This is a genomic window from Flammeovirga yaeyamensis (genome assembly GCF_018736045.1).
In the GTDB taxonomy this organism is placed as follows: domain Bacteria; phylum Bacteroidota; class Bacteroidia; order Cytophagales; family Flammeovirgaceae; genus Flammeovirga; species Flammeovirga yaeyamensis.
Window position 1 is genome coordinate 4,742,501 of sequence record NZ_CP076132.1, and the last position, 20,612, is coordinate 4,763,112.

Below are 20,612 nucleotides of genomic sequence, written 5' to 3' on the forward strand. Positions count from 1 at the left end.
GCGCAGTTTTTTAGAATGCAAGACTAATTGATCCTTATTAGGAATGGGTAATTTTACGCTTAAGTATAACTATATTATATTTAGTACGTTATAGTAATAAAGGTATAAACACGTTTATCCTTTACTTAAAGCATCAATTGAATAAGTGCTGTTTTTTTGTATATTTGCTAGTTCAACTTTATAGAATCATAGAGATTCTGATTTTTATTTATGGCAAAAATAAAATATTACTACGATACGGAGACCTGTCGTTACGAAAGAGTAAAGACCTCACCACTTGATATGTTTGTGAATATCACGGGGTTACTATTTGCTTGTTCTCTGTTCGGATTTTTCTTTTCCGCAATTTATATCAAATATTTCCCATCTGCTGAAGAAGCACGATTAAGAAAGGAAAATGCTGATTTATTATATGCTCATAAACTTCTTCAAAAAGAAGTAAAGGAGACAAAAGATGTATTATATGCTTTACAAGACCGCGATGATAAAATTTATCGTGTGATTTTTGAAGCAGAACCTATTCCAAAAGAAATTAGACAAGCTGGTACTGGTGGATCTCAAAAGTATCAAGATCTATTGGATAAAAAGCTAGCTAGACAAGATATGATCTTGGGAACGCTATCTCAAATCGACAATTTAAAACGTCAAATGTATGTACAAACCAAATCATACGACGAAATTGTTGACTTGGCTTTAAACAAATCAAAAATGTTAGCGGCTATTCCTGCCATCCAGCCAGTCGATAACAAAGACTTGAAAAGATTGGCTTCTGGTTTTGGTATGCGTATTCACCCTATCCTTAAAGTAAAGAAGATGCATGCTGGTATCGACTTCTCTGCTCCTAAAGGAACTGCAATTTATTCCACTGGTGATGGCAAAGTAATCAAAGCCAGAAAATCCAATAGAGGATATGGTTGGGAAATTGAAGTGGATCACGGATTTGGTTATGTCACTAAATACGCTCATATGTCTAAGTTCTATGTGAAGCGAGGACAGAAAGTCTCTAGAGGTCAAAAAATTGGTGAAGTAGGTAGTACAGGTTCATCGACAGCACCTCACCTTCACTATGAAGTGATACATAAAGGAAGAAAAGTAAATCCTATTCGCTACTTCTCGAAAGACGTTACAGCAGATCAATATGCTACTCTATTAGAGAAAGCTTCGGTAGAAAACCAATCACTAGGTTACTAGTATTAAGATATTTATAAAAAAGCCTCATATACTTTTTATTCTGTATATGAGGCTTTTTCATGCCCAATTCAAAATATATCATCAAAAATATTACATCTTGCCAAAAATTATTTTAAAAATATTATCTAACTATTTGCTGAATTATTACATTTGCTTTTAGATTACATACGACGTAATACCCAATTCATCGAATTTTTTTATTACACATATACATATAAATAGCATATAACCATGATTATTGGCGTTCCAAAGGAAATCAAAAACAACGAAAACCGCGTTGCTCTAACTCCAGGCGGTACAAAAGAATTAGTAAAAAGAGGACATGAAGTATATGTTCAAGCAACTGCCGGTATTGGTAGTGGTTTTGCTGATGAAGAATACATAGCAGCAGGTGCTAAGATCCTACCTACAATTGAGGATACTTATGCAATCGCAGAAATGATTATGAAGGTAAAAGAGCCTATTGAAGCTGAATACCCTCTAATCAAAGAGAATCAATTATTATTTACTTACTTCCACTTTGCTTCTTACGAGCCACTAACTAAGGCTATGATTGAGCAAAAACCTGTTTGTTTAGCATATGAAACAGTAGAAAGAGCAGATAGAAGTCTTCCTCTATTGATTCCTATGTCTGAAGTAGCTGGTAGAATGGCTACTCAAGAAGGTGCGAAGTATTTAGAAAAGCCAGTAGGTGGTCGTGGTATCCTTTTAGGAGGCGTACCAGGTGTGAAACCAGCAAAAGTAATCGTAATTGGTGGTGGTATCGTAGGTACTCAAGCCACTAAGATCGCTGCAGGTATGGGTGCTGATGTTACTATTATGGACATCGACTTGTATCGTTTACGTCAGTTAGACGATATCATGCCAGCTAACGTAAAGACAATGGTTTCTTCAGAGCACAATATCAGAGAGGAAATCAAAGATGCTGACTTGGTGGTTGGTGCTGTACTTATTCCAGGTGCTAAGGCTCCTCACTTAATTACTAGAGATATGTTGAAAACTATGAAGCCAGGTGCTGTATTAGTTGACGTAGCTGTAGACCAAGGTGGATGTTTCGAAACAACTAAGCCAACAACTCACGCTGAGCCAGTATTTGATGTAGACGGTGTAATGCACTACTGTGTGGCTAACATGCCAGGTGCTGTACCTTACACATCTACTCTTGCACTTACAAACGCAACTCTTCCTTATGCTGTTCAATTGGCAGACAAAGGATGGGAAAAGGCTTGTGCTGAAAATGTAGAATTGAAAAAAGGTCTAAACATCATTAACGGTACTGTAGTTTACAAAGCTGTTGCTGATGCTTTCGGTCTAGAATATAAAGATGTTGAAGAAATGTTGATGGCAAACGCTTAATCTGATTCAATATCAAATAAAAAAGTCTGAGATGATCTATTCAACTCAGACTTTTTTTATTGTTGTTTTTTTCTGTTCTGCCAACTACTTGATGCATAAAAGTTAGGGTAGTGTTCTTTTGGAAGTATCTCTTCCGGCGACACCCCAACCATATCAGACACGGTCATCAACTCTGTGTATAAACCTTTATAGTTTTCCTCAACATAATAAACATCCATCAGTAATAGACGAGCATCTGTAGGAAAACTTTCTGCTTTTATCATCTTCTTCAAAAGCTTTTTGGCTTTGGAAGATTTATCCCATGAAAGATAGATTTCTGCAGTTCTTAGTTTTAGATAATCATCCCCTCCAATCAACTCTGATAACTCATCATTCATCACTTTAGACTGTTCGTAATTATCTAAACTGCCGTAAACCTCCATCATCATCAGTCGAATACTCTTATCATATGGGAAATCGGATAGGTATTTCGCCTTCAAATTTTCTAACTGAGTCATATCACCTTGTCCAGCCAACGCCATCAATAAGGCTAACCTTGTATTTTTTTGCTTTTTGAAGTAATTGGATAGAGAATCGTATGCAGTAATTGTATTCCCATACATTCCTTCTTGATTGTACCCAAATAACTCCCTTGTAAGCAATAATGATTTCCTTAACGATTGATTCGCTACCAATTCCTGATCTTCTTGTGCTAATAAAGTAGCGATAATATCAGAGAAATAGGTACCACTAAAATAAAAATAAACATCTGCCACATTCCATTCACCACTATGGTTCTTCACTAAAAGTACTTCATGATAATCCAACCAACCATCGCCTTTTAGCATACGGTACAATAAATTCGTTTGCCCATCAGGATTTTCAATCACTTTTACAAAGCTATACTCCCCTTCGGAGCCAATTTGTTCGATCAACAAATCGCCTAAACGAATATTTTGCTTAAAGGCTGAAGCATATTCCTTCCATTCTGAAGGTTGTTTATGAAGCTTCTGAAAAACACGTTGAGTGAAGGTATCGTAATCGATATATTTATCCACAATATCTCCATTGCCATGATAAATAGCACTATCTATTGTAATGGCTAATTTGATATCGTCATCCTTTTCTGATGTGGCCATCACATTAACCGAAAAGAATAATAATAGAAGTATGGTCTCTAGCTTATATATATTATTTAAATATGTCATTTAAGTTGTTTAGCAGTAATCTCATATAAAAGTAATGACTTCTTCTTAATATAGAAATAATACCCCTAAATCTTTAAAAAATAGTATTATCGATCTGCTAATAAAGTATCTGTTGCTATTGATTTTACAAAAAAAAGAGGTTTCACTTAAATGAATAAGCAAAACCTCTTCCAACTCTTTTAATTTAAATATCTCTATCCAAATTATTTTACTTCTTCGAAGTCAACATCAGTCACATCGTCATCTGCGTTGCCACCTTGTTGAGCTCCACCTTGAGCAGCACCTTCTGCACCTGCAGCTCCAGCAGCACCTGCTGCGTCACCACCTGTTGCTTGGTACATCTCTTGAGAAGCTGCCTGCCATGCTGCGTTCAACGCCTCTAAAGCAGGAGTGATTTTATCTAAATCTTGAGCAGCGTGTGCTTCTTTCAAGTCTTTCAATGCAGCTTCGATAGCTGTTTTGTTACCTTCAGAAAGCTTGTCGCCAAACTCTTTCAATTGTTTCTCTGATTGGAATACCATTGAGTCAGCCTCGTTTAATTTCTCAGCACGCTCTTTAGTTTCCTTATCAGCATCAGCGTTAGCTGCTGCTTCGTCTTTCATTCTTTGGATTTCCTCCTCAGTTAAACCAGAAGAAGCTTCGATTTTGATTGATTGCTCTTTACCAGTCGCTTTATCTTTAGCAGATACATTCACGATACCGTTGGCATCAATATCAAAAGTTACTTCGATTTGAGGTACACCTCTTGGTGCTGGAGGAATATCAGTTAAGCTGAAACGACCTAATGTTTTGTTACCTGAAGCAACTGGACGCTCACCTTGAAGTACGTGAATCTCTACAGCTGGCTGGTTATCAGCAGCAGTTGAGAATACTTGTGACTTCTTCGTAGGGATAGTTGTGTTAGACTCGATCAATTTAGTCATTACACCACCCATAGTTTCGATACCCAATGAAAGTGGAGTAACGTCTAATAGAAGAACGTCTTTCACTTCACCAGTTAATACACCACCTTGGATCGCTGCACCGATAGCAACAACTTCGTCAGGGTTAACACCTTTAGAAGGTTTCTTACCGAAGAACTTCTCAACTTCCTCTTGTACTTTAGGGATACGAGTAGAACCACCTACTAGAATTACTTCGTCGATATCAGAAGTAGACAAGTCAGCATCTTGTAATGCTTTACGACATGGCTCTAATGATCTTTGAACTAAAGTATCTGCTAAACGTTCGAAGTCAGCTCTTGATAATTCTTTCATCAAGTGTTGAGGTACACCGTCTACTGGAGTGATGTATGGCAAGTTGATGTCTGTTTTAGCACCTGCAGAAAGCTCGATTTTTGCTTTTTCAGCTGCTTCTTTCAAACGTTGTAATGCCATTGGGTCTTTACGAAGATCGATTGTTGGGTGATCTTTCATAAATTCCTCAGCTAACCAGTCGATAATTACTTTATCGAAGTCATCACCACCTAAGTGAGTATCACCGTTAGTTGACAATACTTCGAATACGCCGTCACCTAATTCAAGGATTGAGATATCGAAAGTACCACCACCAAGGTCGAATACTGCGATTTTCTTATCTGCGTTAGCTTTATCTAATCCGTAAGCTAGTGCTGCTGCTGTTGGCTCGTTCACGATACGTGAAACTTTCAAACCTGCAATCTCACCTGCTTCTTTTGTTGCTTGACGCTCTGCGTCGTTGAAGTATGCTGGTACAGTAATTACTGCTTCAGAAACTTCAGATCCTAAGTAATCCTCAGCAGTTTTCTTCATTTTTTGAAGAGTAATTGCTGAAATTTCTTGTGGAGTATATAATTTGTCACCAATCTTAACTCTTGGTGTATTGTTTGGTCCTTCTACAACTTCATATGCCATTTGAGAGATCTCGTTACCAGCATCTGAATATTGTTTACCCATAAAACGCTTCACTGAAGCAACTGTATTTTGTGGGTTAGTAATCGCTTGACGTTTCGCAGGGTCACCTACTTTACGCTCTCCGTCTTGTAAAAATGCTACGATAGAAGGTGTTGTTCTTTTACCTTCTGCGTTTTCAATAACAACTGGCTCGTTACCTTCCATTACAGATACACAAGAGTTCGTTGTTCCTAAATCAATACCAATGATTTTTCCCATAACTTGTTTTAATTTATTTCTTTAATTTTTTGAATCTTTTTTGGTTGCCCTTGTTGCCAAAGACATCATCTCTTAGACAACAGATGTGCCAAGTGGATTTTTATGACATTTTGACGGAAAAGCGATTTTTGATCTGTCATATTGTTTTTTGATGTGACAGAAATTTCCCAGAAGTCTGACAAAATGAGAAAGGGGAAACACTTTTTGATGCTTCCCCTTACATTAAGATTCAGAAATAATTCTCCTCGTCTCTAATTATTTGATGTTTATATCAATTACTCTGTGATATAAAGCTTCTTGATTCTCACATTCGGACCAGGACATTGTGTTTCATGACAATTCACACACAAAGACACAGTTCCATTATAAAATTCAACCTGACCGTCTAATTGTATATCCTTCGACTGATTCACATGTTTCAGGAAATTATCAGCCAATGTCTTATACTGTGGAGAAGAAGTTTTCCCTTCCTCCGTAGGTATTGCAGTTAATATATGTGCTACATCCAAAGGAAATTTCTGTAAAGAATCACCTTCAATAATGGCTTTTCTTTGTGCTTCCATCTGATCGGTAACGTCTCTCATTAACCAAGCTAATTCAGATCCTCCATTAGGATAGTTGGTTGATGTTCTTTCTTTTGTGGAAGTTTGACAACTCAGCATCACTACCGACATAAAAAATATCGAAGTGATTAAAGTAAGTATTTTGTTCATGTTAGTTGTGGCTATTTGATGTTTAATCGATAGAAATGAGTTAAACTATAGTTTAGTCCTCAATGGCCACACCCGCTGCCATAAATGTATACTTTGTTTCTGGAGCCGTGATTGCCGCAATTTCTTCATCAGATTTACCCGCATCTTCTGCGTAATGTTTCAACGTGGCAACATCAATTACTTCTTTAGTGGCTACACCATTAATTACCGCCTTTTTACCAGAAGCATCCATAGGAACGAAGAACTTGTAATCTTTGAACTTCACAAAAACTTCATTTCCATTATCATCCAAAGGCATTTTTAACCAACATCCCTTCTTCTGACAAACACCTGTAATCTCACCTTCTAATTTGATGTTTACAGTTTCCGATTGATCCAATTTGTCTTTTAATTCAGTAGAAGCCACTGCTTGATCAGTTTCGAATGTCTCTCCATAGAAAGCAACGTCGTTTTTTTGTTCAGTAGAGCAGCTGATAAATAAAATGATTGAGAGGAAGAATAAATAGATAGATTTCATTTTCATATGATTTAGTAATGGTTAGGAATTAGAAGTTAGGAGTTAGGAGTTTTTGATTTAGTATCAACTCCTATTTCCTCGCTTCTAATTCCTAGATAAAATTATATTTTCGACTTCCAGCCTTCAGTTTCTACTGATTCTGCTGAAGTCAAGACCTTATCTTTCATTTCTTTCATAAAGTCTTCGATATTCTTTGATACTTTTTCGTCTGTAGCACCAACAATTTTTGCGGCTAAGATACCTGCGTTTTTCGCACCATCTAAAGCTACAGTTGCTACAGGAACACCTGCAGGCATTTGAAGGATCGATAAAATTGAATCCCAACCGTCGATGGAATTTCTTGATTTTACTGGAACACCAATTACAGGAAGTGAAGTCATAGATGCCACCATACCCGGAAGGTGTGCTGCTCCGCCTGCTCCTGCAACGATAGCTGCTAAACCTCTTTCTTTAGCTGTTGTTGCATATTCGAACATACGCTCTGGCGTTCTATGTGCAGAAACAATTGTCAATTCGTAGTCAACACCTAAATCTTCTAATACTTGAGCCGCCTCTGACATTACTTTTAAGTCAGACTGACTTCCCATAATAATACCTACTTTCATGGTAAAAAAAGGAAATTTGTTTTGTGGATTTAAACTTTTCTCAAAGATAGAAACTATTGGGGGAAAATTTAATTGTTTGTTGGAGCTTTTAAATAAGAGAGGGAATTAAGGTCTGATTGGATTTTGAAGAGGTAGCAGGTAGCAAATTTAACGCTCGTTTTTAGTTAGGAGGTAGGAATTAGGAGTTGCTAAAACTGCCGCAAATGTTAAGCGATAGCGACATTTGTGCCTAAAAAACGTTAGAGGTCTCCCGACCTCGTTTTTAACTAAGGAACTAAGGAACTAAGGAACTAAGGAAAGTTAGTTGAGTTAGATATTTACATCAAAAGCCCAAGAATTTATTCTTTGGGATATTTTTTAGGTAAGAGGTAAAATTTCATTTTTTGATAGATCATCCAAAAGTTCGAGCTCTGAGTTTTAAGAATATTATTTATATCTCCGTCTTCACCGAGGTAGCCTTGGCCCTTCGGTACACAGACCATCGGATAGGGATAGATAGGATGATGTTGGATAAGTGATATTAGATATTGAAAGAGATATATCCAACGCAGGACCGCTCTTCACTCTTCCCTATTCACTCTTCACTTAACACCAAAAGGGCTTCTTTTAAAAAAAAGAAGCCCTTTTGGTGTTACTGAAATCTTGGATCGTTAGGGAAGCGGGCTCTCAGCCATTGCCAGTACAATTGTGCTTTTTGTTTCTGACCTGTCTGTTCGTAAAGTGCCGCTAGTGCATATCTTAATGAAGGATCTTCCTTCGTATATTTCAATCCTAATAGGTAGGTCTTTTCTGCCTCAAGTAGTTTACCTTGTTGCTGAAGTACCAAACCTAAGTTATAGAAGGCTCTTGAGTTTTGTGGGTTAATTTCTGATGCCTTTCTTAATGAAATTGCTGATTTCTCCCACTCTTTTGTTTCTGCGTATAAAAGGCCTTTAGAATAGTAAGCATCGGCAGAGTTTGGATCTGACTTGATGGCGTTATTTAATTCTAACTCGGCATTCTTAGTATCTCCTTTGATAGAATAGATACGTGCTAAGCTTAATCTTGCTTCGTTCATTAAAGTATCGAACTTCAATGATGAACGGTAGCATTCGATGGCTTTATTGTATTCTTTTCTTCTTTCCCAATATTGACCTTCGCCGAATGGGCCTTCACGGAAATCTTTTGCCTGACGGAAGTAGTGGAACATTTCCTCAGTGGCTTTATCAAATGCTACTTTCCATTTACCTTTGAAACGATTCTCATCTGCATCTCCTAAAGCAATCGCTGCTGCTACTCTTACACCTCTTACGTCATCATTTAAATAAGGACTTAAGATAGATACTCTTTCGTCTAATGATAATTGCGATAAGTTTTGGATAGCAGTTGTTCTTACCATTGGTTCTGGATCTTTCAACCCTGCCATAACTGCATCAATTGCTCCTTCACCTGGAGTTCTTGCTAAGTAATACAATGCTGTTGATCTTGCAATAAATGGTGCTTTTTGTTCAGTCACCATTTCTTTTAGATCAGAAATATATTGAGGATCGTAGTTACGACCTAAAGCCAATGTATCTCTCCAATCGTGCTTATATTCTCCGTACATTTTCTTGTATTCCGCATCTGCCCATTTTACCGATTTGTCAGTGTGGCATTGGTTACAAGCATTTGGTGTTTCTGCATATTTTAAACTAAGATCAGGTCTTGGTGTTCTGAAACTATGGTCACGACGGTAGTCATTCCCCATATATACTTCACCAACCATATGACAATCTACACATCTTACATTATCAGTTAGTGAGTGTTTCGTATGTGCTTTCACTTCATATTCTGATGTTTCGTGACATTGTGCACAAACCTGATTTAGGTCTTTGAATTTCAACTCTGCTTTATGTGGATCATGACAATCGGTACATTTCACTCCTTCATGATACATTTTAGACTGAATGAAAGAACCGTAAACGTATACCTCATTCAAGATTTGTCCATCATGATAATACATTCCTTCTCTTAGCATTTCTGGGGCAAACTGATCGTAGAAGCTTTCTTCAAATTTGAAGTTTTGTACTAATTGAGATCTTCTTGAGTGACAAGGTGCACAGTTTTCGATAAGCGTTCTAGCATCCTCATCCTTTTTAAATTGCTTGATAAATAATCCTTCAACAAAATCTTTCTTTTCCTCAAATTCTTCTGAATTAGCAAAGTCAACGTGTTCCTTACCAGGACCGTGACAAGCCTCACAACTTACGTTGATGATAGCATATTTTGTATCGAAAGAATCTTTTAGGTAATCGTAGTTTTTCCTCACGTTTGTAGAGTGACAATCGGCACACATCGTATTCCAGTTACCTCCACCATTGGCCCAATGTAGCCATTCATAGTGTTGTATATCGTCTAGGTCGTCGTGCTGATTGAACCATCTTTTCTTCTCTGTATCCCATGTTTCACGAATCACTTGAATTTTTCCTCTCTCCATTTCTACCATGTAGTTCTGAAGCGGTCTCAATCCAAAAGTATATTTGATTTCGTAATCATGATTTTTTCCGTCAGGTCCTTGAGTGTTGACATAATATTTATCTCCTTTCATAAAGAAACGAGACTTCACATTATTGCCTACGAAAGTCACATTATTAAAATCGCCCAATACAAATTCTTTTGTAGCAGGTTTCATCGACTCGTCGTGGTCACTTCCTTTCCATAAGTGATACTCTTCTTCATGACAAGATTTACACGTTTCTGTTCCTACAAAAATAGAATCCGGATACGGTAAATCGAAAGAATGATGGTAATCTAATTCTGTTTTATTTTCAGCGACATCTTTCTGTTCCTCTTCAGTTGATTTACAACTCTGGTATATGGCAACTGAAAATAACAGCGTAGAAAAAAGTAATAATAATTTGTGTTGAAGTTTCATCCAATCTATTGTATAAAATAATTCTTGTACAAAGCTAATCCCAATGAACAAATAATAAGTAAATGGTATTACGTTAATACGCTGTTACTATTTGACTAGTTTTAAATCTAACTTATCATTTGTTAATGACTGAACTTTATAGGTAGTCTCTACATCTTTGATTACAAAGGTCAGCAATTGTTCTTTAGAATTAAATGACCAAACTCCTTTTTCTTTAATTGGCATATCATTACTTCCGGTAATAATTTCAAATACATCCCCATTTTCTTTGATATCGTAGTGCGTTCGACCACCTCTTTTAGGAGTGAGTTTCTCCGTGTTGTTTGTAAATGTGCAAACGGAATCTGCCTTTTCCATACAGATCCATTCAGTAATTAACTCTTTAGGATAAGAAGTTTTATTTACCTTTTGGCACGAACACAACATTAAAAAACTGACAATCAATACACAAAAAATCCTACTCATAATCATTTTAATTTGTTTGAAATAAAAATGGTGAAATATTTTTTTTATAAAAAACTTTCCTCTACTTTTGCACAGCAATTCAGAAAAATAGTGCGGGGTGGAGCAGTTGGTAGCTCGTCGGGCTCATAACCCGAAGGTCATCAGTTCGAGTCTGGTCCCCGCTACCAAGAGAGGTTACTTCTTTTTAGAAGTGACCTTTTTTTTATGCCTAAACTTTCTTCTTTTATCACTTTACTCTTTAAATTTATAGTTATTGATCGAATATTATTTACTTTCTATCAATAAACCTGTATCAATAGGAAGAAATGACCAAATAATTTAATCCTATATCGAATTCATCATAAACTAACCTATACCAACGTATGAAATCTCTTTCCATTCAACAACTAAGTGACGGCTTATATAAAGGTATCACAAGATTTCCTTTAGCTATACTGTCCGCCATACAATTTACGTTTTTGGTGATTTATGGAATAGAGGCTGACATCGATCCCGGTATTTGGTATTTACGTGGTGTACATGGAGCACAGTTAGGTATTCCTTTATTTATTGCACTCACCTTCTTTGCAGAATCAAAGAATTACAACCCGATTAAAAAGATTGGGGTAAAGTTTGGAGGAGTAGCACTCTTGTTATTGTATCTGCTTACCCTGCCCGAAACACTCACTTTTATCAATTTCTCCAGATTTGTACTCCTTACCCTCTTTGCTCATTTATTGGTATTTATCGCTCCTTCCTTGCACAAAGGTTACGAGCTTCATTTTTGGGTATTGGCCAAGGAAATCATCCTTACATTTATCGAGTGTGTATTTTATGCCTTCGTGATAGGTTTTGGTATTTTTGTCGCCATATCTGCAGTACATTTTCTCTTTGATATTAATATAAACAATAAGCGATATCCAGAAGTGATGTCGTTTTGCCTCATCTTCCTAACCACTATCTTTTTTGCAGGAAGAATGCAAGGGGTCAATTCCAAACAAAACATGGTATTTGATTACCCTGAAATATTAAAGAATTTCACTCAGTTTATTCTGATTCCTTTGGTGCTGCTCTACCTTATTATTCTTTATATCTATGGTGGGCAGATTCTGATGAATCAAGATTGGCCAAAAGGATGGGTATCGTATCTATCTATTGGATTTTCTGTATTGGGTATTGTTTCTATCATTTTGATTTATCCCGTTAGAAACGACGAAAACAATAAATGGATTCCTCTATTCAATAAAGGCTTTTTATATACACTATTTCCTATCATCTTTTTATTCTGTGCTGCTATTTGGAGAAGAATTTCAGAATACGGTATCACAGAGAATCGGTATTACTTGATTGCTTTAGGTGTTTGGTTGTTCTTTATTTCGGTGTATACTTTAATTAAAAGAGATCATTTCATTAAAATGATTCCAATGTCACTTTCCGTTGTTTGTATTCTATCGGCTTTTGGACCTTTAAGTGCCTTTAATGTAAGTAAGAATAGTCAGTTGGAAAGGTTAAACGACTATGCAACATCAAATAATTGGTTGGATGAGGATGGCTATTGGGATACTTCTAATGAAAAGAAAACACCCAAGGAAGATGTAGATCAAAGCCGTTCTATCATCAAGTATTTGATAAAAAACCATGGTTATGCCTCTATACAGCCTTATTTGAAAGATTCTATTCCTGATACCCTTCAAGGAGTAGATAATAAGTATGCACAAAGTAGAACGATACTACAGGAAATGAAGTTGATTCAAACCAGTGATTATGTAAAAGAAAATCGTTTAAACTTTTATACGACCCACCAAGGCGTTGATATCAAAGGGTATTCAAAATATTTCACAAAAGAGGCACAATACTTAAAAAGAAATGGTGATAAAGCCATTAGTATTTCTAAGGCTGATCCTGTGATCAATTTATTTATTGAAAATGGAGCAACTAAATTGGGTACTCTTATAATTGGCGATCAAACTTACAATATTCCTTTTCCTGATGAAAACGAAATGCTCTATAAAAAGAAGGACTTTATGATGGTCTATAAAAGTGTGAATGGGATAAAAAATGAAGAGCAAAATACAACTACATTAACGGCAGTGACATTCACCTTATTTATAAAATAAATGCCATTCTAAATACATAGAATGGCACTTGATCTATTTGTCTGTTCAGTTCAAAACCTATACTGTTGTTGTTTCTAGAAGTCCTTCAGCAGCTAACTTTGGTTTTAACCATTCGATCACTGTTTCTGGAGTGAAACCAAACTCATGATCCAAGGCCGAAGCCGGTGCTGAATATCCAAAGTGATCTAAACCATGCACATTGTTGATGTTCACCAAGCCTGCCAATGTTACTGGAAGACCTGCCGTTAGACCAAATGTTGGTAAAGTAGGATCAATTACTTTTTCTTGATAAGAAACCTCTTGATCTCTGAATAATCCTTCAGATGGTACAGAAACTACTTTAACATTCAAGCCAAAGTCCTTATTTAATAAAATAGCTACCGAAGATAAAGTAGATACCTCCGAGCCATTGGCTACCAATTGAAGATCTACCTTTGTTCCTATTGACAATGCAACATAACCACCTTTTCTTGTCTCAGCAGCATCTTGCTGACGAACATCGGCTGTCGTAATGGCTGGAATATTTTGTCTAGAGAAGATCAAACCTACAGGACGATCGAAACTCTCTACCGCCATTTTCCAAGATTCAGTCACCTCAAAAGCATCTGCAGGGCGTAAAGCCAAGAAGCTCTTCTTCCCATGGTGATTATTTAACTGCTCCAATAATCTTAATTGTGCTTCTTGCTCAATAGGTTGATGCGTTGGTCCATCTTCTCCTACTCTGAACGAGTCGTGGGTCCACATAAAGATGACAGGTGTTTGCATTAATGCTGCCACTCTCATCACTGGCTTCATGTAATCTGAGAATACAAAGAACGTTGCACATACTGGAATTACACCACCGTGTAAACCCATACCTACTGATATCGCCGCCATGGTTAACTCAGACACACCTGCCTGTAAAAATGCTCCAGAAAAATCGTTCTTTTTAAATGCGGTAGTCTTTTTAAGGAAAGCTTCTGTTTTGTCAGAATCTGCAAGATCGGCTGATGCCACAATCATGTTCTCACAGTTTTCTGCTAGATAGCCCAATACTTTTCCAGATGCAGCTCTTGTTGCCACACCGTCAGCTTGAGCAATACCTTCCCAATCGACTGTATTTTTCTTTCTATCAAAGAATGATTGAAGTGATGAAGCTAACTCAGGATGTTCAGCCGCCCACTCATTTTCTAATGCTTTATATTGATTTGCTGCTTCAGATTTCTTCTCAGCAACTTCTTGATAATACTTTTGTACTTCATCAAATACCTTAAATGGCTCATCAGGATTTCCACCTAACTTTTTGATGGTATCCGCGAAGCTTGCTCCAGAGTTAGAAAGTGGCTGACCGTGAGTAGAACATTTTCCTTCGAAACTGTTACCCTCACTATCAATTGCTCCTTTACCCATTACTGTTTTACCAATAATTAGTGTTGGACGCTCTTTTTCCTCATTGGCTTGCTGTAAAGCTTCACGAATAGCCGCTGGATCGTTACCATTAATTGTCACCACATTCCAGTGCCAAGCCTCGTATTTTTTAGCTGTATCTTCTGTAGTTACTTCTTCTACAGTGGTTGATAACTGAATATCGTTGGCATCATAGAACATAATTAAGTTATTCAGTCCTAAGTGACCAGCAATACGACCCGCACCCTGAGAAATTTCTTCTTGGATGCCTCCATCAGAAATGTATGCATACGTTTTGTGTTCTACGACTTTACCAAAGCGCTCTGCCAAAAATCTTTCTGCAATGGCTGACCCTACTGCATAAACATGACCTTGTCCTAGTGGACCAGAAGTATTTTCGATCATGCGTTGTACATCTACCTCTGGGTGACCTGATGTAGGACTTCCCCATTGTCTAAATGCTTTTAATTCATCCATTGAGAACACCTCCAACAACGAAAGTTGTCCATAAAGCATGGCCGACATATGACCTGGATCCAAGAAGAATCGGTCTCTTGCATGCCATGATGGATCTTTAGGATCGAACTTTAAAAATTCGCTGTAAAGGATTTGGATAAAATCGGCTCCACCCATGGCTCCACCTGGGTGACCTGATTTTGCTTTTTCTACCATTGCTGCTGCTAATATTCTAATATTATCAGCAGAGAGAGTTTGTATATCTTTCATCTTATAGAGTAATAGTTATTACACACACTTAAAAAAATAGAGACGAACACCAAATGCGTCCGCCTCTCTAAAATTATGGTTTATGCTAATTCAGTTTCTTCTTGCATCGTCTTCGCTGCTTCGATGAACGCGGCCAAACCTTTGTCCGTTAATGGGTGGTTCAATAAAGCTTCGAACACTCCTAAAGGACAAGTAGCTACATCTGCACCTACTCTAGCACATTTTAATAAGTGCATCGAATGACGAACTGAAGCGGCTAAAATTTCAGTATTCAATTCAGGATATTGATCGAAGATGTCTTTGATTTCCTCAATTAATAACATACCGTCTTGAGAAATATCGTCTAAACGACCAATAAATGGAGATACATAAGTGGCTCCTGCTTTTGCTGCCAATAATGCTTGACCTGCTGAGAAGATCAAAGTACAGTTGGTACGAATACCCTTTGAAGCAAAATGTTTGATTGCTTTCAATCCATCCTTAATCATAGGAATTTTCACTACAATTTTTGGAGAAATAGCAGCTAATTCCTCACCTTCCTTAATCATGCCTTCAAGGTCAGTAGATAATACCTCAGCACTTACTTTATCATCAACAATCTCACAGATTTTAGCATAGTGATTTTTGATGTTCTGATCTCCCACGATATTTTCTTTTGCCATTAATGAAGGGTTAGTGGTAACACCATCTAAGATTCCCATATCATAGGCTTGAGCAATATCTTCTAGGTTGGCTGTATCAATAAAGAATTTCATTTTTATCTATTTAGAGTTATGAATTATGATTGTTAGCTAGATTGAACAGTTGAATGTTCTTTGTCTAATACTTTTAAAAGAGTTTCTTTCCAAAGAGCATATGCTGCTTGTGTTTCCTTTAACTTATCCGTTTCAGGCATAATCGTTTTGATTACATTCAATGATTGGAAAGCTTCTTCAAAAGTGTTGAAATGTTTAACACCTACGGCTGCACCAGTCGCTGCCCCTCTTGCTCCATCTGTATCCAATAATTCAATTGGAGCTCCACAAACATTGGCTAGTGTTTGACGGAACAACGGACTTAAAAACATGTTGGCGTGCCCTGCTCTAATTACTTCAGGCTTTAATCCCATGTCTTGCATTACCTCAATACCGTATTGGAAAGAGAAAACAATACCTTCTTGAGTCGCACGAATCATGTCGTTTTGATTGTGTCTGTTGAAATCAATATTAGAATAATGTGCTCCAACATTAGAATTTTCTAAAACACGTTCTGCTCCATTACCAAAAGGAAGGTAAGACAAGCCGTTTGCTCCAATTGGCGATTGTTCTGCGGCATCATTCATGCTCACATAGTCCATATTGGAAGTGATATTTTTTTGTAACCAAGAGTTGGCAATACCTGTCCCGTTAATACATAGAAGTACTCCTAAACGTTGTGTATCTTCTGTATGATTCACATGAGCAAAAGGATTTACTCTCGATTTCGGATCACATTTCGCTTCATCAGTCACTCCATATACAACTCCAGATGTACCACCTGTAGCTGCAATTTCACCTGGGTTGACCACATTTAGAGAGAAGGCATTATTGGGTTGATCACCTGCTTTGTAGGTAATCGGAATCCCTGCCTTTATTCCTAACTGCTCAGCAATCTCCTTTGTCACTACACCATGGTCGGTAAATGTTTCTTTCACATCAGCTACCATAGTAAAAGGAATACCATAATGCTCCAACAACTCTGTATTCAAACGATTGTGTTTGAAGTTCCAAAGAATCCCCTCTGAAAGACCAGAAATTGTTGTACTGATTTCTCCTGTAAGTTTCATCCCAACGTAATCGCCAGGTAACATGAACTTATGGATTTTAGCAAAGTTTTCAGGCTCATTTTCTTTCACCCACTTCAATTTTGAAGCAGTGAAATTACCAGGAGAGTTCATAAACTCATTCAAACACTGTGATTCTCCAATCGCTTTGAAAGCTGCATCTCCAATTTCTACCGCACGGCTATCGCACCATATAATCGAAGGTCTGATCACATTCTTATCTTCATCTACAGTAACTAAACCGTGCATTTGATAAGTAATACCAATCGCTCCCAATTCTTGACCATTAAAAGCAGGGTTTTCATGAAGTCTAGCTATACCTTTTTGAATTGCTTCCCACCACATTGCTGGATCTTGCTCTGCAAAACCTGCCTGAGGGGCATCAATTGGCATTTCCTGATCCGGATATTGAGCTGAAGCAACTACTTTTCCTTCTTCATCAATAGCTGATACTTTAACCGATGAACTTCCTATATCTAATCCTAAAAACTGCATACTTTATATATTTTGATATTATCACCTACTTTTTGTCGATGAATAACGTTTCCATTTCTTCTAATGTTTTTCCTTTCGTTTCAGGCACATATTTCCAAACAAATAGGATGGTTACCAAACACATCGAACCGTACACCCAGAAAGGTACTCCCCCATGGAAATTGTCGAACAAGTATTGGTTGTCCATCATCATTGGGAAAGTTTGAGAGACGATGAAGTTAAAAATCCATTGTGCTGCTACAGCAATCGATAGACCCACGCCTCTAATTTGATTTGGCATAATCTCGGATAATAATACCCATACAATTGGTCCTAAAGACAAAGCAAAACAAGCGATGTAACCTAGAACAAATACCAACAACCAAACATCTGTATTTTGGAAATAAGCCGCTGTACCAATGGCTGTGATACAAATACCCATTCCGGCAGAACCAATAATCATTAGTGGTTTTCTACCAAATCTATCTACTGAGAAGATGGCTACTACTGTGAATAATAAATTGACAGCCCCTACTACAATAGTTTGTAATAATGCAGTGTCTGTATTCCCGCCTCCAATTTTCTTGAAGATCTCTGGTGCGTAATACAAGAAAACATTGATACCTGTTACTTGTTGGAATACCGATAAGGCTACTCCAACAAATACAATAAACAGGTAAGGTTGTTTGAAAACACTCGCTTTTTCTTGATTGTTATCCGATGCAATCGATAACTTAATATCGTTTAATGATGTAGTTGGCGTTTCTGAAATATGATTTAAAATGCCTGCGGCTTCTTCGTCTCTTCCTTTCATTGCCAACCATCTTGGACTTTCTGGTACTAAGAATAATAGGAAAGTAAATGATAATGCTGGAATACATTCCGATGCAAACATCCATCTCCAACCTGTTGAATCGTTCCATGAAGTATCCCCTTGACCTGCAATGAAATAGTTCACAAAATAAACCACCAACATACCAAAAATGATGGCGAATTGATTACAAGACACCAATCGTCCTCTATATTCTGAAGGGGCAATTTCGGCGATATACATCGGCGACAACATCGATGCGATACCTACTCCAATGCCTCCAATAATTCTATAAATAATAAAAGTGGTAAAAGCGTCTGGTATTGCTGACCCAAATGCAGATATGGTGAACAAAACACCTGCAATAATCAACGACTTTTTACGACCTAAACTTGTAGCCATTTTACCAGCTACTGCGGCACCAATAATACAACCAATTAAGGCAGATGATGCTGCAAAACCTTTTTCTGCTGCAGTCAGAGAAAAGAATGTTTGTAAGGATCCAATTGCTCCCGAAATCACGGCAGTATCGTATCCAAAAAGTAACCCTCCTAAAGCTGCAACAAGCGTTACTTTAATGACGAAAGCAAAATCAACTTTTCCCTCAGCGGAAGCTACTTTGTTTTCTTCTATAATGTTTTCCATATTATAATTCTGTAATAATCAGTTAATCATTTCATTGTAAGTGATTGAAAGGTTCACTCCCACCTTATAGTAATGTATAGTTCTTCAATGCCCAGATCAGGAGGCATTTGTAAATTAAAAAGAGAGTTGTAATAAGCTAACACAAGGAGAAACTCCATGCGTTAGCTGTCCACTGTATATACTTAACTTTGAAATGCTTAGATATACATATTGATCAAGTTTTCTAGGTATTCCTGTCTACCACTTGTAGGTACAGGCTCACCAGTTTTGATCGCAATGTTACGCAAGTCTTCTAAAGACAATTTACCGTCTTCGAACAACTTACCTTCTCCACTATCAAACGATGAATAACGATCTGCTCTTACTTTATTGTATTCAGAGTTTTCTAAGATATCGTTTGCAATTAATAGTGCTCTAGCGAATACATCCATACCACCAATGTGAGCATAGAACATATCTACTAAATCAGTTGAATTTCTTCTTACTTTCGCATCGAAGTTTACTCCACCACCTTGGAAACCGCCAGCAGGAAGAATAATTAGCATTGCTTCGATTACTTCATATAAGTTGTTAGGGAATTGATCTGTATCCCATCCGTTTTGGTAATCACCACGGTTGGCATCAATCGATCCTAATTTTCCAGCATCTACTGCCACTTGTAATTCGTGTGTAAATGTATGGTTGGCTAAAGTAGCGTGGTTTACTTCTAGGTTTAAATAGAAGTCATCTGCTAAACCGTACTTTTCTAAGAAACCTAATACAGTAGCTGAATCGAAATCGTATTGATGTTTCGATGGCTCAGCTGGCTTAGGCTCAATAAAGAAGTTACCTTTAAATCCTTGCTTACGCGCATAGTCTCTCGCCATAGTAAGGAATTGTGCCATGTGCTCTTGCTCACGTTTCATGTCCGTGTTCAATAAACTCATGTAACCTTCTCTACCTCCCCAGAATACGTAGTTTTCACCACCTAATTCGATGGTTGCGTCTAAAGCGTTTTTCACTTGAGTACCCGCTTGTGCTACTACCGAGAAATCTGGGTTAGTAGACGCACCGTTCATATATCTTGGATTAGAAAATGCATTGGCAGTACCCCAAAGTAGTTTTACTCCAGAAGCTGCTTGCTTCTCTTTTGCATAATCTACAATTGCTTGTAATCTTTTTTCAGATTCCAATACTGATGATCCTTCGTCCACTAAATCGAAATCGTGGAAACAGTAATAAGGAAGACCTAGTTTAGTGAAGAATTCAAAAGCGAAATCCATTTTCATTTTTGCTTTCTCGATAGGATCCGCTACGTTACGGTAAGGGAATAATCTTGTACCAGGACCAAATGGATCGCTACCTTCGCCACACATGTTGTGCCAGTAAGCACCCGCAAACTTGAAGTGCTCCTTCATTGTTTTACCTGCTACAACTCTGTTTTCATCATAAAAACGAAATGCAAGTGGATTCTTAGATTCTGGTCCTTCGTATTTGATTTTATCGATCCCTTTAAAAAATTCCTGATCGCCAAATACTACTTTTGATTCTACTGTTGATTCTAACATATCTGTATTAGTTTTTTCTTTGTTGTCTAAAAAATGTCTGCTGCTAACGAAATAATAGTTGTATGTAACT

Annotated in this window: 15 protein-coding genes and 1 tRNA gene; 4 read left to right on the forward strand and 12 right to left on the reverse strand. The window is 37.3% G+C overall.

The window, feature by feature from the left end:
- Positions 1-210 precede the first annotated feature (210 nt).
- Both KMW28_RS18965 and ald read left to right on the forward strand, forming a co-directional pair.
- Positions 211-1,191: a M23 family metallopeptidase gene (locus KMW28_RS18965; protein ID WP_066211901.1), complete on the forward strand. Its 981-nt coding sequence runs from the start codon at positions 211-213 to the stop codon at positions 1,189-1,191.
- A gap of 231 nt (positions 1,192-1,422) precedes the next feature.
- Positions 1,423-2,547 (forward strand): alanine dehydrogenase, encoded by a 1,125-nt coding sequence (ald, locus tag KMW28_RS18970; RefSeq protein WP_169666061.1) that lies wholly within the window; start codon positions 1,423-1,425, stop codon positions 2,545-2,547.
- A gap of 56 nt (positions 2,548-2,603) precedes the next feature.
- On the opposite strand, the gene KMW28_RS18975 is transcribed toward ald, so the two are convergent.
- The 7 genes from KMW28_RS18975 to KMW28_RS19005 form a co-directional block, all read right to left on the reverse strand.
- Entirely contained in the window at positions 2,604-3,734 is a 1,131-nt protein-coding gene (locus KMW28_RS18975) for a hypothetical protein (RefSeq protein WP_169666058.1), read from the reverse strand.
- A 203-nt stretch (positions 3,735-3,937) separates the two neighbouring features.
- Positions 3,938-5,863 carry a molecular chaperone DnaK gene (gene dnaK, locus KMW28_RS18980; protein WP_169666056.1) on the reverse strand — a complete coding sequence of 642 codons (1,926 nt, stop codon included), beginning with the start codon at positions 5,861-5,863 and terminating at the stop codon, positions 3,938-3,940.
- 275 nt (positions 5,864-6,138) lie between these two features.
- Positions 6,139-6,576, reverse strand: coding sequence for a hypothetical protein (locus KMW28_RS18985; RefSeq protein WP_169666054.1), 438 nt, complete (start codon positions 6,574-6,576; stop codon positions 6,139-6,141).
- A 52-nt stretch (positions 6,577-6,628) separates the two neighbouring features.
- Positions 6,629-7,093 carry a DUF4920 domain-containing protein gene (locus tag KMW28_RS18990; RefSeq protein WP_169666053.1) on the reverse strand — a complete coding sequence of 155 codons (465 nt, stop codon included), beginning with the start codon at positions 7,091-7,093 and terminating at the stop codon, positions 6,629-6,631.
- A 101-nt stretch (positions 7,094-7,194) separates the two neighbouring features.
- Positions 7,195-7,698, reverse strand: a complete 504-nt coding sequence (purE, locus tag KMW28_RS18995) for a 5-(carboxyamino)imidazole ribonucleotide mutase (protein ID WP_066211890.1) — start codon at positions 7,696-7,698, stop codon at positions 7,195-7,197.
- A gap of 631 nt (positions 7,699-8,329) precedes the next feature.
- The gene (locus KMW28_RS19000; RefSeq protein ID WP_169666051.1) at positions 8,330-10,591 is read right to left on the reverse strand and encodes a tetratricopeptide repeat protein; all 2,262 of its coding nucleotides are present in this window, start codon (positions 10,589-10,591) and stop codon (positions 8,330-8,332) included.
- Positions 10,592-10,678: 87 nt separating this feature from the next.
- Positions 10,679-11,056: a hypothetical protein gene (locus tag KMW28_RS19005; protein WP_215585764.1), complete on the reverse strand. Its 378-nt coding sequence runs from the start codon at positions 11,054-11,056 to the stop codon at positions 10,679-10,681.
- Between the two features lie 91 nt (positions 11,057-11,147).
- On the opposite strand from KMW28_RS19005, the gene KMW28_RS19010 reads away from it, so the two are divergent.
- Together KMW28_RS19010 and KMW28_RS19015 are read left to right on the forward strand one after the other, a co-directional pair.
- Positions 11,148-11,223: transfer RNA gene (locus KMW28_RS19010), tRNA-Met, on the forward strand.
- 195 nt (positions 11,224-11,418) lie between these two features.
- Positions 11,419-13,152, forward strand: coding sequence for a DUF4153 domain-containing protein (locus KMW28_RS19015; RefSeq protein WP_169666047.1), 1,734 nt, complete (start codon positions 11,419-11,421; stop codon positions 13,150-13,152).
- A gap of 57 nt (positions 13,153-13,209) precedes the next feature.
- Here the strand turns inward: KMW28_RS19015 and KMW28_RS19020 are convergent, their stop codons facing one another.
- The 5 genes from KMW28_RS19020 to xylA form a co-directional block, all read right to left on the reverse strand.
- Complete coding sequence (locus tag KMW28_RS19020) at positions 13,210-15,264, reverse strand: transketolase family protein (RefSeq protein WP_169666046.1); 2,055 nt, start codon at positions 15,262-15,264, stop codon at positions 13,210-13,212.
- Positions 15,265-15,344: 80 nt separating this feature from the next.
- The gene (fsa, locus tag KMW28_RS19025; RefSeq protein WP_066211883.1) at positions 15,345-16,019 is read right to left on the reverse strand and encodes a fructose-6-phosphate aldolase; all 675 of its coding nucleotides are present in this window, start codon (positions 16,017-16,019) and stop codon (positions 15,345-15,347) included.
- A 32-nt stretch (positions 16,020-16,051) separates the two neighbouring features.
- A complete protein-coding gene (locus KMW28_RS19030) occupies positions 16,052-17,560 on the reverse strand; it encodes a xylulokinase (protein ID WP_066211881.1) in 1,509 nt (502 codons plus the stop codon).
- A gap of 25 nt (positions 17,561-17,585) precedes the next feature.
- Entirely contained in the window at positions 17,586-18,995 is a 1,410-nt protein-coding gene (xylE, locus tag KMW28_RS19035; RefSeq protein ID WP_169666044.1) for a D-xylose transporter XylE, read from the reverse strand.
- A 197-nt stretch (positions 18,996-19,192) separates the two neighbouring features.
- A complete protein-coding gene (xylA, locus tag KMW28_RS19040) occupies positions 19,193-20,542 on the reverse strand; it encodes a xylose isomerase (RefSeq protein ID WP_169666042.1) in 1,350 nt (449 codons plus the stop codon).
- Between the last annotated feature and the right edge of the window lie 70 nt (positions 20,543-20,612).

What these genes read in the sequence shown, in the direction of transcription:
- KMW28_RS18965 (WP_066211901.1), top strand. Translation starts at nt 211, where the DNA reads ATGGCAAAAATAAAATATTACTACGATACGGAGACCTGTCGTTACGAA.
- ald (WP_169666061.1), top strand. Translation starts at nt 1,423, where the DNA reads ATGATTATTGGCGTTCCAAAGGAAATCAAAAACAACGAAAACCGCGTT.
- KMW28_RS18975 (WP_169666058.1), bottom strand. Translation starts at nt 3,734, where the DNA reads ATGACATATTTAAATAATATATATAAGCTAGAGACCATACTTCTATTA.
- dnaK (WP_169666056.1), bottom strand. Translation starts at nt 5,863, where the DNA reads ATGGGAAAAATCATTGGTATTGATTTAGGAACAACGAACTCTTGTGTA.
- KMW28_RS18985 (WP_169666054.1), bottom strand. Translation starts at nt 6,576, where the DNA reads ATGAACAAAATACTTACTTTAATCACTTCGATATTTTTTATGTCGGTA.
- KMW28_RS18990 (WP_169666053.1), bottom strand. Translation starts at nt 7,093, where the DNA reads ATGAAATCTATCTATTTATTCTTCCTCTCAATCATTTTATTTATCAGC.
- purE (WP_066211890.1), bottom strand. Translation starts at nt 7,698, where the DNA reads ATGAAAGTAGGTATTATTATGGGAAGTCAGTCTGACTTAAAAGTAATG.
- KMW28_RS19000 (WP_169666051.1), bottom strand. Translation starts at nt 10,591, where the DNA reads ATGAAACTTCAACACAAATTATTATTACTTTTTTCTACGCTGTTATTT.
- KMW28_RS19005 (WP_215585764.1), bottom strand. Translation starts at nt 11,056, where the DNA reads ATGAGTAGGATTTTTTGTGTATTGATTGTCAGTTTTTTAATGTTGTGT.
- KMW28_RS19015 (WP_169666047.1), top strand. Translation starts at nt 11,419, where the DNA reads ATGAAATCTCTTTCCATTCAACAACTAAGTGACGGCTTATATAAAGGT.
- KMW28_RS19020 (WP_169666046.1), bottom strand. Translation starts at nt 15,264, where the DNA reads ATGAAAGATATACAAACTCTCTCTGCTGATAATATTAGAATATTAGCA.
- fsa (WP_066211883.1), bottom strand. Translation starts at nt 16,019, where the DNA reads ATGAAATTCTTTATTGATACAGCCAACCTAGAAGATATTGCTCAAGCC.
- KMW28_RS19030 (WP_066211881.1), bottom strand. Translation starts at nt 17,560, where the DNA reads ATGCAGTTTTTAGGATTAGATATAGGAAGTTCATCGGTTAAAGTATCA.
- xylE (WP_169666044.1), bottom strand. Translation starts at nt 18,995, where the DNA reads ATGGAAAACATTATAGAAGAAAACAAAGTAGCTTCCGCTGAGGGAAAA.
- xylA (WP_169666042.1), bottom strand. Translation starts at nt 20,542, where the DNA reads ATGTTAGAATCAACAGTAGAATCAAAAGTAGTATTTGGCGATCAGGAA.